This window comes from [Clostridium] aminophilum (assembly GCF_900101295.1).
Taxonomy (GTDB): Bacteria; Bacillota; Clostridia; order Lachnospirales; family Lachnospiraceae; genus Clostridium_R; species Clostridium_R aminophilum_A.
Map to the genome: position 1 here is coordinate 1 of NZ_FOIL01000021.1, position 13,470 is coordinate 13,470.

Below are 13,470 nucleotides of genomic sequence, written 5' to 3' on the forward strand. Positions count from 1 at the left end.
TTCTTTCACCGGCGCCGCTTCCGCGCCGGCCCGCGCTCACTGTCCGTTATCCGTCTTCACGATACAGTCATACCGGATCACCTTCCCGGAAATCGAATAGCCGGGCTTTACCCCCGCAAGGTACGGCCCTTTTACCGGCCTTTTTACAATGATCCGTCCGGCGCCGGAGGCCATCGCGGTTTTCAGCAGTGTCTCCTCGTCGGCACAGGGCTTTTCCAGCTGCTGGATCAGCTGAAGTTTCTTCTTCACCAGCGAGCTCTTCTTCCGCTCCGGAAACATGGGGTCCAGAAGAATCAGATCGGGCCGCGGTGCATCCGCCTCCGAAAAGAGACGCTTCATAATCTCCACGCTGTCTCCTTCCATCAGTTCCATCCGGGACGCGATGGCCTTCAGCTGCGGATTTTCGTCGTCATTCAGCGCATTCTTCAGGCACTCGCGAAGATGTTCCGCCACCACGGGATTGTACTCGCAGAAGGTCACGCGGAATCCTGCCGCCGCCAGAATCAGTGAATCCTCTCCCATGCCGGCGGTACAGTCAAATGCCCACGGGCGTGCGCAGTTTTCCGTTTCCGGAGACGGTGTCTCGCAGCATTCATCGGCACGCGACGCCTCGCCGGCCGCCAGCTTTGTCGCCTTCGCGGCTTTCACCAGCATCTCATGAGAGAGGTTGTGATAGCGAAGCCGCGGAAGCATCCGGCGCCAGTCATGCTGAAACTGGGCCCCTGCTTCCGCGCCTGCCGCATTTTCCTTTTTTCGCCCCATCAGACTTCCTTCTTCGGTCTTCTTCCGCAGCACTTGGACTCGGTGCAGAAGCCGACCACATCGCACTTCGGCATAAACAGGAGCTCGGAAGCCTTCTTCCACTCATTTTCGCCCTCATTTTCACCGTAGGCAACCAGTGCGTCGATGATATCCTTCATCATCTCACGGTACTCCCAGTAAGCTCTCGTGCAGAGTCTCTGATGGGACATGTCGGCAAGGTTGCGGAGATTGGTGCGGAAAACGACCTTCGTGGTCATGCCGAGGGGAAGAAGGAGCGCATTGTCCTCTCTCGGAACCCCCATTGCCTCCAGCTTCTGCAGATTTTCCAGAATGCCGGCCATGGCTTCACGGTATACCTTCTCCGTCTCCGGATCCTTCGAGATGGACGGCGGTGTGATATAGTCAAACCCGGACTCATAATCAATGTAGCGGGTGGACGCCTGAAGGCGTGTCGGTCCGCCGGCGATATGTGTGTACAGCTCACGGATGACTCTCGCGGAGTATCCGTCCAGAATCATATAAATCTGCGGATACTCCATGGTTCTGCCATGTCCGTCCCTGATGCAGCCGAGACCTCTCTTATAGTTCTTGGCCTGATCTGCGGTATTGCCTCCCCAACAGACACCGGCCTCTTTTCCGATCAGCGAGATCGGGAACTTCTCCGTCTCTTCCTGAATAATGATTCTTCCCATGTCATTCACCTTTCCCCACCGTATTTTCCGGTGATCCTGTTATCCTTTTTCTTTTTTGCGCGGCAAATCCGCCAAGACCCGTGCCTGCACGAAGCCCCGGCGGCTGCCGCAAAACGCCCGGAACTCCCGAAGCGCATGTCATCTCGTTATCTTATCACATTCCGGCCGATTTTGCACGGGACTGGCGTTCCCCGCGCTTTCCTTAACGTTCTTTCCTTACAGATTTTGCACGGGACTGACGTTCCCCGCGCTTCCCTTAACGGTCTTTCCTTAACAGCCTTTCCTTACAGATCCTCATGTACCGGCTGCTCCCGGAACTGCCGGTTCCGCACAATGAAGTAGGCTGCCGTCACGATGGTTCCGGTCACGATCCAGGAAACCGGATAGACACTCATCAGCGCCTCGTAGCTTCCGAAATACGGAAAGACCACATGAACCCAGATCACGCGGAGCGCGCAGGTTCCGAAAATCGTCAGCACCGCCGGAAGCACGGAGACGTTCATTCCGCGCATCGTGGAGGAAGCAATCTCATACGTCGCAACCATCCACTGGAAAATGAGCACGTGGAACAGACGGGAATACGCAAGTTCCATGACCGCCGGATCCTTGGTAAAGAGGCCGATCCAGAACTCCCTCCCGACGACAAAAAAGATGTTCATCGCCATACAGGAGAGAATTCCGCCCCAAAGCGCGATGCGGTAGATCTTTTTGCACCGGTCGAAATCCTTCGCCGCGAAATTCTGACTGGTATAAGTCATCGTCGTCTGGTTAAAGGCATTGACGGTATAAAAGCAGATATAGTCAAATGTGACCGCCGCTGCCGTTCCCGCCATCGCCACGGAACCGAGACCGTTGACCGCCGACTGGATCACGGTGTTGGAGAGGGAAAAGACGATGCCCTGAACTCCGGCCGGCACGCCGACCGCAAGCATCTGCGCCAGATGATTTTTTTCGATCATGAAGCGCTGCGGATGCAGGCGGAAGGGTTCCTCCTCCCGCATCAGGAACCAGACGATCATCGCCGCGCTGACCGCATTGGAGATGACGGTGGCGATGGCAACACCGGCAACCGACAGATGAAAGCCGACCACAAGAATGACGTTCAGCACCACATTGATGATTCCGGCCGCCACGAGAGACAGGAACGGCCGCCGGCTGTCTCCCATACTGCGCAGAATTGCGGCGCCGAAGTTATACAGCATAATAAACGGCATGCCGACAAAATAAATCCGCAAATAGAGTTCCGCCAGATCGATGACATCCTCCGGTGAACCGACCAGTTCCAGAATTGATCTTGCAGAGACAAATCCGGCGAACAGGAGAAGAATTCCGCTGAGAAATGCCACGGTAATCACCGTATGCACCGCATCGGAAATCCGGTTTTTGTGTCCTCCGCCGATGAGCCGTCCGATCACGACATTCGCTCCCACCGAGACGCCGAGAAAAAGGGCGATGATCAGACTGATGACGGACGAGTTGCTCCCGACCGCCGCCATCGCCTCACTGCCGCAGAAACGTCCGACGACCGCGGTGTCGGCAGCGTTAAAGAGCTGCTGCAGCATACTGCTCGCCGCAAGGGGAAACGTGAACCGAAGCATCGGCCCCAGAAGCGGACCGTGAAGCAGATCCGTATTGTTTTTCTTTTGTTTTATCTCACTCATGTTGATTTCCTGACTCCATTAATGCCAGAATATTCCGGATCTGCAGTTCCGCCCCGATCCGGAGGCATTTCTCATCGATATCAAATTTCGGGTTATGGAGAAGCGGAACCGTGTCCGGCCGCTCACACCGGCAGCCGAGATGCAGGAAGCACGCCGGTCTCGCCGCCGCAAAATACGCGAAATCCTCACAGCTCATATCCGGCAGCGTCTCCCGGATCACCTGCTCTTCTCCGAGCATTTTTTTCGCAGTCTCCTCACAGAGCGCCGTCACGGCGTCATCGTTAATCAGACTCCGGTAGGACTCATAGAGGGTAACCTTCGCCTCCGCACCGTAGACTTCCGCCGTTCTCTCCGCCACCTCTTTCAGCCGCTCCCGGGTGCGGACGCGGACCTCATCGGAGAATGTGCGGATCGTTCCTTCCATATGAACGTGATCGGCGATCTGATTGCGTACCCGCCCTCCGGAAATGGTTCCGATGGAGAGAACCGCCGGCTCTGCCGCCGCGGTTCCCCGGGACACGATACTCTGAACCGCATCCACGATCTTCGCGGCGACGTAGACCGCGTCGGTTCCCTGTTCGGGGTGCGCGCCGTGACAGCTCTCCCCGCTCACGTCAATGTCAAACATATCTTCCGCCGCGTACATGGCACCGTAGCGGACGCCGACCTGTCCCGCCGGATAGGCCGGCTCCACGTGAAGACCGAGCATATAATCCACATGCGGCTCCTCAAGGCAGCCCTCAGAAATCATCCGGTCCGCGCCGCCGGTGGTCTCCTCCGCCGGCTGGAAAAACAGCTTCACGTCTCCCGTAAACTCCTCCCGGTGTTCCGCCGCGGTCTTCGCAACCGCGAGCAGAATCGTCGTGTGAGCGTCGTGTCCGCAAGCATGCATGACCCCCGGATTCTCCGACGAATACGGCCGGTCCTTCGGCTCTTCAATCGGAAGCGCGTCCATATCCGCGCGAATTCCGACCGTGATCCGCTTTCCGCCCGCATCGCCGCTGCTCTCCCCGGAGTTTTTTCCGGTTCCGCGGATGACGGCGATTATTCCGGTGTCCGCGCAGGTCCGGTGCTCGATTCCAAGCTCATCAAGAATGTCCTCCACCCTTTTCTTTGTCCGTATTTCACAGTCCGACAATTCGGGATGACGGTGGAAATCCCTTCTCCACTCGACCAGCTGCTGTTCCATCGCATCAAAGTACTCTTTCTCTATCATAATCGCGCCTCCGTCTGACTGCGTGTGGTGATCGTTCTTATCATCTTACCATGATACGGGGGCAAATATGCAGAAGAATTTCCCATGAAACAATAAAAGAACCGCATCCATCCCGAAACAATCCCGGACGGATGCGGCTCTTTTATCGTATGTGTAGGGTACAACTTACTTTCCGATTATGCAAACATGCACGCAAGAACAACTGCACAGCTTACCATCGCACTGATGAAAGACTTCATGTTCTCTTACCTCCGTTTATTCAGTCGTTTTCGTCATGGATATCTATTCCAACTCTGACGGATTCTGGCTTTTTTTGATTTATTTTGATGTTCTCTCGAACACAGTGCACATTATAGTCCCCATTTTTGCGATGTAAACCCCTTAATTTTAACTTTGGCATTCTGCTCAATGATCCGGTTCCCGGAAGTGTGTTTGGGTATCAATTTATCAAATTGTATATAAAATAAAGAATATATCATATAATCTATCCATTATAGTCTCATTTTTTCATGCCTCAGCGGATTATTTGCGTATTCCAAAGTTTCATGAAGAATCCGCCGTCCGCCGAACTTCTTCCCCTGCACTCTCACCGTTTTTTCCATGAATTCTCCAAAATCCTCTTCCAATATCCAACCTTCTTCTCATAGCGTTTTCTGTTTTCCGATGATATAATGAAAAAGCTTTGTCGGCAAAAATGCCGGCCCGGCATGAAACACAAATAAAAACAGACACCATACAGAACAGATATATCAGTTGGAGGATTCTATGAAAATCGCAGTCAACTACGAAAACGGTCAGGTATTCCAGCATTTCGGAAAGACCAGAGAATTCAAGATTTATGACGTGGAGAACGGTCAGGTTGTATCGGAATCCATTTTAGAGTGCGGAAGCACCGGCCACGAAGCACTCGCCGGACTTCTCGCAGAGCATGACGTCGATACCGTTCTCTGCGGCGGACTCGGCGGAGGCATGAGCGCAGCCCTCGAAGCGGCCGGCATCAAGGTCATCTCCGGCGTCACCGGAGCAACCGATACCGCTGTAGCCGCATTCCTGGAAGGCGATCTGAAATCCGCAGGCATCAACTGCGATCATCACGATCATGAACACGGACACGAGGAGGGCCACCACTGCGGCCACCACGACCACGACGGCGAAGATCACCACTGCGGTCATCACGATCACGGCGGTGAAGATGGCGGCTGCTGCGGTCATCACGATTCCGACGGCGAAGACGGCGGCTGCTGCGGCCACGGTGAGGCGGAAGAAGGCTGCGGTCACGGATGCGGCGGATGCGGCGGTGGCTGCCACGGCCCGCGTCCGGTGATTCTGGAGGGCCGAAATGCAGGAAAAACCGTCCGTGCACACTATACCGGCACCTTCAATGACGGAACGAAGTTCGATTCTTCCTACGACCGCGGCGAGCCCATCGAGTTTGTCAGCGGCACCGGCATGATGATCGCCGGCTTTGATAAAGCGGTGGTCGACATGGAAGTCGGAGAGACCAGAACCATCCACCTGATGCCGGAGGAGGCATACGGCGTAAGAAATGAAGAAGCGATCATTCACGTAAAGATCGAGGAACTCCCAGGCTCCGAGAACCTGAACGTCGGCGATCACATTCATCTGAGAAACATTTACGGTCAGGCATTCCCGGTTGTCGTTACCGAGAAGACCGAAACCGACATCACCTTTGATGCCAACCACGAGATGGCCGGAAAAGAACTGAATTTCGAGATCACTCTCGTTTCCGTGGACGAAGCGGAATAACGCGTCAGGCGGAAACAGAACGGCACCGGCGAGGCAGTACCTCCCGCAGACCAAAAGAAAAGAACAGAACAAAACGACAATACAACAAAACCTTCGGGGCCGCCTCTGACAGGAGGAGAACCCCGAAGGTTTTCTGTTTTATGGATTATGTTTGTTCTTTCATTCGATAATCTGTCTGTATGGGACCGTTGTCACAGCTGATCCATCTCTTCCTGCCGGTCCTTCATCTTAAAATAATCCTCAATGACCTGTGCGATCTTCAAAATCGACATGGATTTCAGAATATATCCTTCCGGCTTCTCTCCCAGAACCTTGTGCACACTCTCCGAATCGTTCTTGCCGGTCAGAAACATCACCGGGATGGCTGCGGTTCTCGGGTTGGACCGGAGTTTCGCAAGGACATCGGCGCCGTCCATTCCGGGCATCATATAATCCAGAAGGACCAGATCCGGTCGGGCTACCTTGATGATATTCAGAGCCTGGGCTCCATTGGTTGTCGGAATAACCGAATAATCCTGGGCAAGGCTTCCTCTCATCATTTTCAGGTAGGCCAGATCGTCATCTACAATCACTATCTTCTTTTTTTGTTCCATCAGTCACCTGCCCTTTCCAGACTGTTGTACACTTCTTCCATTGCACGGATAAGACGGCCCATCTGTTCCCAGTCAAATTCATCCAGCGCATCCATAAACCGCTTCGACAGCTCCTTGAGTTCCGGATTTCTCACGATCTCCGCAAGCACTTCTCCGTTTTTCAGTGCGGTGTCATAATCATAGATCTCAATGGCGGTCTTCAGTGCAGCGGTAATTTCACGAAGCTCCGCTTCGGCCTCTGCCTGAGCGGCCCCTTCCTCCTCCGGCGTATTGCCCTGATCCGCCTGTTCCTCCCTGATCAGCGGATCCGGAACATTCTCCGGCTGGATGAATCCCATCTCGACCTTTGCATCGTAGGAATCTTTCTGCAGTGCATCGATCATTTCGAGAACAGCCGGTGCCTGCTCCCACATGCTTTTCAGATCTCCGGTGTCATGGTAGGCCTCCAGAAGAGCCGCCAGACGGCTCAGGTGATCCGCCCCCGCCAGACTGGCAGTGCTCTTTAACTTATGCATCTGCATTGAAAAATCATCCGCTTCCCGGTGATAGATCATGAGTTCAAATTTCTCTCTGAGTCTTTCCAGTTCCTTCAGCAGAATTTCCAGAGAAGTGAAAAATCCTTCCGGCGAACCGCAGAACCGGATTCCGCTCATAACATCGATCTCATCCACACGGAACGTCCATGTCGGAACCGGCGGAAACATTTTCTGATTCTCACTGTCAATGAGTTCTCTGGTCCGCTCATTCAGGGAATCAGTGATGTCCCTTTGAACCACTTCCACTTTTTCTTTCGGAAGCCACTGCAGAACCACTTCCTCCAGACGGTCCGGCTTCACCGGCTTCGGCACGTAGTCGTTAAACCCGGCCTCCAGATACTGTTCCCTCGCTCCTTCGATGGCATTGGCCGTCAGGCAGATCACCGGCACGGAACGACAGTATTCCGGTTCCATCTTCCGGATATGCTGAAGTGTCTCGATTCCGTCCATATCCGGCATCCGGTAATCCAGCAGCACCAGATCATAGGTCTTCCGCTTCATCCAGAGAAGACACTCTTCGCCGCCCGACGCCGTGTCGATGTGAAGTCCCGTCTTTTTCAGAAGATCGCTGATGACCATCAGATTCATCATCGCATCATCCACCACAAGGATCGACGCATCCGTCGCATGGAAGCTTTCCTGATAATGTCTCTCTTTCCGTTTCTTATTCACATTCATCGCATACGATCCGATGGGTTTTCCGTATCCCCTGACCGGAAGATCGAAATAAAAGATCGAACCGACGCCGTAAACGCTCTTGACTTCCAGCCTGCTGTTCATCTTTTCAAGAATACGCTTCACAATGCTGAGTCCAAGTCCCGTTCCCTGAATCCTCCGGTTCTTTTTGAGGTCCAGGCGTTCAAAGGACTCAAAGAGTTTCGCCTGATCTTCCCGTTTTACTCCCATGCCGGAATCGATCACGGCAAAATGAAGCGTCAGATCCGTCGGATTCTCAATCGCTTCGTTCAATGCGAGTTCCTTGCCATTTCCTCCCTTCATGGCACAGCGAAGGAGAACCGTTCCGACCGAGGTATATTTCTGCGAGTTGGTCAGAAGGTTGATCAGAACCTGTTTGGTTCGCATCACGTCACCGATCAGGTTCTGTGGGATTCTGGGATCGATCTGGCTGTAAAACTTCAGTCCCTTTGACTCAATCCGGTGCCGGATCAGACCGTCCAGATCGTCCATCAGCGTGCGGAAATCATACTCTTCCTCGATGATCTCCATCTTTCCGGCCTCGATCTTCGAGAAATCCAGAACGTCATTGACCAGGGAAAGAAGCGTATTGCCTGCCTCCTGAATATTATTCGCATACTCCCGGACCTTCGGAGGCAGATTCTCCTCGCGAAGGATCAGTTCATCCATTCCAAGGATCGCATTGATCGGCGTGCGGATCTCATGAGACATATTGGACAAAAATGCCGTCTTCGCCTCGCTCGCCGCCTGCGCGTGACGCGCCATCTCATTCAGCTCGGAAGTGGTGGTGGTCAGATAGTTCGTGAGACGATCCGCCAGGGTCAGTCCGGCCTCCGCCTCTTTAAAAGAAAGCATCTGGAACATTGCCTCGGAATCGTGGTCTTTCCGGTCGCCTTCCCGCATCGCCACTGCCACCACCGCACCGCTGAACACGCCGCACACGCCGTGCCACGCGTAGATCTCCCCCGAACTGGTGCCCGACATCAGCCGGATGTTCGCCCGGAGATAACATTTGATCTCCTCCGATTCCCGGACGCCGAGAAGTCCCGCGCGGCTCGCGCAGCGGTAAAGAAGCAGCGCTTCCGGACAGAATTCATCGACGGCTTTGCTTCCGCGGTCAGCCTCATGAAGGAGCGCCGAACTGCTTCCGTAGCCGAGCCGGAGAATCTCCCCGTCGTAGATATCGCCGAAGAAATAAAGTTCTCCCTCCGGCCCGTTGTAGAACGGTACGCGGACAATCGTGGTGTCACCGCGCTCCAGCACCAGCGGAAATTCATTGATATTCAGCAGGAAATCCGGCGTATTTTTTACGCCGAGATACCGCTCGTAAAGCTCCACCGCCGGTTTTCCGTCCACACTCAGAAGACAGGTGTCACCGATCTGTCTCGGCCGGTCTTTGTCCACCGTCGCAACCATGCCGCGGCCAAGCTGTGTCCATCCGAGGCGGTAGTCCATCATGATATTCAGGTTTTCGCCGGAATACGTGACGGCAAGAATTCCATCCGAAATCAGTTTGTGATTGCTGATAATATAAGGCTGCTCGCCCTTCATCATGTCATCCAGAAAGACGTTTGCCTTGGTTCCGAAAAAAGCGACATCCTCAAAGCCATCGGAAATCTCGCGGATAAAACGGGAAATCTCCAGCGTATCCCCGTTCACAAAAAGCTGAACTCCCTTCAGATTCTTCGTCTGGGAAAGAATATTCCGCAGCTGGAAAATGCAGTCGTCCAGAGTACTTTCATGAAGTTCATAGATGTGGCTCGCAAGATCCGCCGCATCGAAAAACAAAAAGCTGACTTTCGCCTCGAACTTGCTGTCAAAATTCAAAAGTCCGAACTGCGATGCCCCGGTGATGATCATCTTCGGATAGGCGCGGTTTAAAACACGCATGACCTGCGTGATCAGCTCGCGCGGTACCCGGTTGGTATAAATGATCGCGACGGAAGCATTGGCCTGAAGATACTTTGCTTCCAGATCGACATTGTTCAGCAGCTCGTAGGTATCTCTCTCGTCGTGTACAACGTAGGTTCTCTGTTCCATGTGGTCTCCTTATTCTGCCACGGTCATCCCGGCTTTCCGGTGAATTTCTCTTCCGATCCGGGCGGAAACGGCACAAGTCTCCTGTAACGTCGCTCTCCTGCGGTTCACTCGCTGTTCTCATTCTGCTCTCGAACTGTTTTCGTGCCGTTTTATACTGTTTCGTATCCGTTAATTTGCTGTTCGTTTTCCAAAACACACGTTATCGTTTTTATATCGACGGGAGAAAGGCACATTATAAAGCTTCCCTATGAGAAAATCCATCGCTTTGTTAATCTTTTTACAAATTTCTGAATGGGCCCTCTATCACACGGAAAAAATGGTATAATATCACCATAATTACGGACACAAATTACGATCAGGGAGGAAGCGAACATGGCAGTAGAATGGAAAAATCTGGATACCCTCGCATCTTACGAGGCACTTCAGAAGGAATCGACGGTCGATCTCGCATCGGCCATGACCGGCGAATCCGGCGAAAAGCGCGCAAAGACATATCAGATTCCGATGGCGGAGGGACTCTCCTATAACTATGCGGCAAAGTGCGTTGATGACCGTATTCTTGCCGCTCTGGCAAAGCTGGCGGAGGAAGCGCAGCTCTCCGAGAAATTTGCCGCTCTCTATAACGGCGAAGTGATCAATACCGGCGAAAAGCGTCTGGTACTCCACCACCTCTGCCGCGGTCAGCTGGGCGAAGCCGTTCAGGCGGACGGCACCGACAAGCGGGCATTCTATGTGGAGCAGCAGGAACGGATCGCCGCATTTGCAGACAGGGTTCATAACGGAGAAATCACCAACGAAAAGGGTGAGAAGTTTACGGAAGTCGTTCAGATCGGCATCGGCGGCTCTGACCTCGGCCCGAGAGCGATGTACCTTGCTCTGGAAAACTGGGCAAAAACCACCGGCAATATGAAGATGAGCGCAAAGTTCATCTCCAACGTGGATCCGGATGATGCCGCGGCAGTTCTTGCATCCTGCGACATTGCGCACGCCATCTTCATCCTTGTGTCCAAGTCGGGAACCACTCTGGAGACCCTGACCAACGAATCTTTTGTAAAAGACGCACTGACAAAGGGCGGCTTCGATCCGGCAAAGCATATGATCGCGGTCACCAGTGAGACGTCTCCTCTGGCGAAAAATGCCGGCTATCTCGACGCGTTCTATATGGACGACTATATCGGCGGCCGCTACTCGTCCTCGTCCGCAGTCGGCGGCGCGGTTCTCTCCCTCGCCTTTGGCCCGAAGGTCTTCGCGGATTTCCTTTGCGGCGCTCACGAGGCGGATGTCACGGCCAAAGAGACCGATCCGTTAAAGAATCCGGCCATGCTGGATGCTCTGATCGGGGTCTACGAGCGGAATATTCTCGGTTACGGCGCAACGGCGGTCCTTCCGTATTCTCAGGCGCTCTCCCGCTTCCCGGCACATCTCCAGCAGGCGGATATGGAGTCCAACGGAAAATCCGTCAACCGCTTCGGCGAACCGGTTTCCTATGTGACCGGTCCGGTCATCTTCGGTGAGCCGGGCACCAACGGTCAGCACTCCTTCTATCAGCTCCTTCATCAGGGAACAGACATTGTCCCTCTTCAGTTCGTCGGGTTCCGGAAGAGTCAGATCGGTTCGGATGTTGTGATTGAGAATTCTACCAGCCAGCAGAAGCTCTGTGCCAATGTCGCAGCGCAGATCGTGGCCTTTGCCTGCGGAAAGCAAGATGATAACAAGAATAAGGATTTCAAGGGCGGCAGACCGTCCAGCATCATCGTCGGCGACCAGCTGACACCGGCATCCCTCGGCGCTCTGCTGGCACATTTCGAAAATAAAATCATGTTCCAGGGCTTCCTTTGGAACGTGAATTCCTTTGATCAGGAGGGCGTTCAGCTCGGAAAGCTGCTTGCGAAGAAAGTCCTGGCACATGATACAGATGGGGCTTTGAAAGTTTACAGTGATCTTCTGAACATCTGATCAGTTTTTCAGAATATCCATCGGATCTTTTCCCCGGATACCGGGTTTTGTCATGGTATACGGGTCCAGAATATCTTTTAACTGTTCTTCCGTCATCAGTTTTTTCTGAAGAATCAGGTCCCGCACGGAGGCATTGCTGCGCAATGCCTCTTTTGCTATATTCGCCGCCGTCTCATACCCCACGTAAGGACAGATCGCAGTGATGATGCCGATGCTGTTCTCGACCATTTCACGGCAGTGTTCTTCATTGGCTGTAATGCCGGTAATACAGTTGTCCACCAGCGTCCGGACCGCGTTGGTCAGCGTCTGGATCGACTCAAAGAGCTTGTAGAAGATCACCGGCTCAAATGCATTCAGTTCCAGCTGACCGGCTTCCGTCGCCATGGCGATCGTCATATCGTTGCCGATGATGTTGAAGGCGACCTGATTCACCACCTCGGGGATGACCGGATTGATCTTGCCCGGCATGATGGAGGAACCGTTCTGCTTGGCCGGAAGGTTGATCTCGCAGAAACCGGTTCGCGGTCCGGAAGACATGAGCCGCAGGTCATTGCACATCTTCGAGAGATTGACCGCGCAGCTCTTCACGATACCGGAAACCATGGCGTAGTTGTCCAGATTCTGCGTCGCGTCGATGGTGTCATAGCTCTGCACCAGTTCTTCACCGCTGATGGTGGACGTGTTCTTCACCACGCGGCGGAAATATGCCGTGTCGGCGTTCAGTCCCGTTCCGATGGCGGTTCCGCCAAGATTCAGGGACCGGACTTCTTCTTTCGCCGCCTCAAAGCGGCCGATATCCCTGCGGATTCCCCCCGCATAGGCGTGAAACTCCTGTCCGAGACGGATCGGAACCGCATCCTGCAGCTGGGTGCGTCCCATCTTGATGACGGAATCGAATTCCGCCGCCTTCGCGAGAAGCGCCTCTTCCAGCCGGTTCAGCTGTTCCTGCGCATTTTCCAGCAGTGTCAGCGTCGTCATTTTTCCACAGGACGGAAAGACATCATTCGTCGACTGACCGCAGTTGACATCGTCGTTCGGATTGATGACCGAATAGTCGCCTTTTTTCCCGCCCATGAGTTCAATCGCGCGGTTGGCGATGACCTCGTTAGCGTTCATATTCAGCGACGTCCCGGCGCCGCCCTGAATCGGATCGACGATAAACTGATCGTGAAGCCTGCCTTTGATGATCTCATCGCAGGCGCGGACGATGGCGTCCGCCTTGTCTCGGCTCAGAACGCCGACCTCGCAGTTTGTGATGGCGGCGGCTTTTTTAATCTGCGCCACACTCACGATGAGCTGGGAATGAATTTTCAGCCCTGTAATGTGGAAATTCTCATACGCGCGGAGCGTCTGCACCCCGTAATAGGCTTCTTCCGGAACTTCCTTTTCACCGATGGAATCGTGTTCCAGACGATAACCTTCTCTGACTTCCATTATGAAGATCCTCCTTGTATGGATTTTCTTGTTTACGCGGCTCCCCGCCAAAGTCCGGGCTTGCATATGACCTTGGCTGCCGCCGCAGGAACGGACCAGAACCGCGAAGCGTGTTTC

The 13,470-nt window shown here is 53.9% G+C and carries 9 protein-coding genes; 2 read left to right on the plus strand and 7 right to left on the minus strand.

From position 1 onward, the window contains the following. Positions 1 to 36 precede the first annotated feature (36 nt). The 4 genes from BMW41_RS07025 to BMW41_RS07040 all read right to left on the minus strand — a co-directional run bounded on the left by BMW41_RS07025 (position 37) and on the right by BMW41_RS07040 (position 4,331). Positions 37 to 762 (minus strand): class I SAM-dependent methyltransferase, encoded by a 726-nt coding sequence (locus tag BMW41_RS07025; protein WP_074649480.1) that lies wholly within the window; start codon positions 760 to 762, stop codon positions 37 to 39. Continuing rightward, on the minus strand, positions 762 to 1,454 hold the full coding sequence (locus BMW41_RS07030) for an FAD-dependent thymidylate synthase (protein WP_074649481.1): 693 nt from the start codon (positions 1,452 to 1,454) through the stop codon (positions 762 to 764). The genes BMW41_RS07025 and BMW41_RS07030 overlap by 1 nt, the downstream gene beginning before the upstream one ends. A 284-nt stretch (positions 1,455 to 1,738) precedes the next feature. Then, entirely contained in the window at positions 1,739 to 3,115 is a 1,377-nt protein-coding gene (locus tag BMW41_RS07035) for an MATE family efflux transporter (protein ID WP_074649482.1), read from the minus strand. After that, the gene (locus BMW41_RS07040; RefSeq protein ID WP_074649483.1) at positions 3,108 to 4,331 is read right to left on the minus strand and encodes a M20 metallopeptidase family protein; all 1,224 of its coding nucleotides are present in this window, start codon (positions 4,329 to 4,331) and stop codon (positions 3,108 to 3,110) included. Before BMW41_RS07040 ends, BMW41_RS07035 begins: the two co-directional genes overlap by 8 nt. A gap of 765 nt (positions 4,332 to 5,096) precedes the next feature. Here BMW41_RS07040 and BMW41_RS15300 point away from each other — a divergent pair. Beyond that, positions 5,097 to 6,098 carry an FKBP-type peptidyl-prolyl cis-trans isomerase gene (locus BMW41_RS15300; RefSeq protein WP_074649484.1) on the plus strand — a complete coding sequence of 334 codons (1,002 nt, stop codon included), beginning with the start codon at positions 5,097 to 5,099 and terminating at the stop codon, positions 6,096 to 6,098. A gap of 191 nt (positions 6,099 to 6,289) precedes the next feature. On the opposite strand, the gene BMW41_RS07050 is transcribed toward BMW41_RS15300, so the two are convergent. Further along, positions 6,290 to 6,691, minus strand: a complete 402-nt coding sequence (locus BMW41_RS07050; RefSeq protein WP_051684632.1) for a response regulator — start codon at positions 6,689 to 6,691, stop codon at positions 6,290 to 6,292. Next, positions 6,691 to 9,963: a response regulator gene (locus BMW41_RS07055; protein ID WP_074649485.1), complete on the minus strand. Its 3,273-nt coding sequence runs from the start codon at positions 9,961 to 9,963 to the stop codon at positions 6,691 to 6,693. The genes BMW41_RS07050 and BMW41_RS07055 overlap by 1 nt, the downstream gene beginning before the upstream one ends. 372 nt (positions 9,964 to 10,335) lie before the next feature. Between BMW41_RS07055 and BMW41_RS07060 the strand changes: the two genes are divergently transcribed. After that, the gene (locus BMW41_RS07060; RefSeq protein ID WP_074649486.1) at positions 10,336 to 11,919 is read left to right on the plus strand and encodes a glucose-6-phosphate isomerase; all 1,584 of its coding nucleotides are present in this window, start codon (positions 10,336 to 10,338) and stop codon (positions 11,917 to 11,919) included. On the opposite strand, the gene BMW41_RS07065 is transcribed toward BMW41_RS07060, so the two are convergent. Next, positions 11,920 to 13,353: an aspartate ammonia-lyase gene (locus BMW41_RS07065; protein WP_074649487.1), complete on the minus strand. Its 1,434-nt coding sequence runs from the start codon at positions 13,351 to 13,353 to the stop codon at positions 11,920 to 11,922. Positions 13,354 to 13,470: the final 117 nt, after the last annotated feature.

What these genes read in the sequence shown, in the direction of transcription:
- BMW41_RS07030 (WP_074649481.1), bottom strand. Translation starts at nt 1,454, where the DNA reads ATGGGAAGAATCATTATTCAGGAAGAGACGGAGAAGTTCCCGATCTCG.
- BMW41_RS07025 (WP_074649480.1), bottom strand. Translation starts at nt 762, where the DNA reads ATGGGGCGAAAAAAGGAAAATGCGGCAGGCGCGGAAGCAGGGGCCCAG.
- BMW41_RS15300 (WP_074649484.1), top strand. Translation starts at nt 5,097, where the DNA reads ATGAAAATCGCAGTCAACTACGAAAACGGTCAGGTATTCCAGCATTTC.
- BMW41_RS07055 (WP_074649485.1), bottom strand. Translation starts at nt 9,963, where the DNA reads ATGGAACAGAGAACCTACGTTGTACACGACGAGAGAGATACCTACGAG.
- BMW41_RS07060 (WP_074649486.1), top strand. Translation starts at nt 10,336, where the DNA reads ATGGCAGTAGAATGGAAAAATCTGGATACCCTCGCATCTTACGAGGCA.
- BMW41_RS07040 (WP_074649483.1), bottom strand. Translation starts at nt 4,331, where the DNA reads ATGATAGAGAAAGAGTACTTTGATGCGATGGAACAGCAGCTGGTCGAG.
- BMW41_RS07035 (WP_074649482.1), bottom strand. Translation starts at nt 3,115, where the DNA reads ATGAGTGAGATAAAACAAAAGAAAAACAATACGGATCTGCTTCACGGT.
- BMW41_RS07050 (WP_051684632.1), bottom strand. Translation starts at nt 6,691, where the DNA reads ATGGAACAAAAAAAGAAGATAGTGATTGTAGATGACGATCTGGCCTAC.
- BMW41_RS07065 (WP_074649487.1), bottom strand. Translation starts at nt 13,353, where the DNA reads ATGGAAGTCAGAGAAGGTTATCGTCTGGAACACGATTCCATCGGTGAA.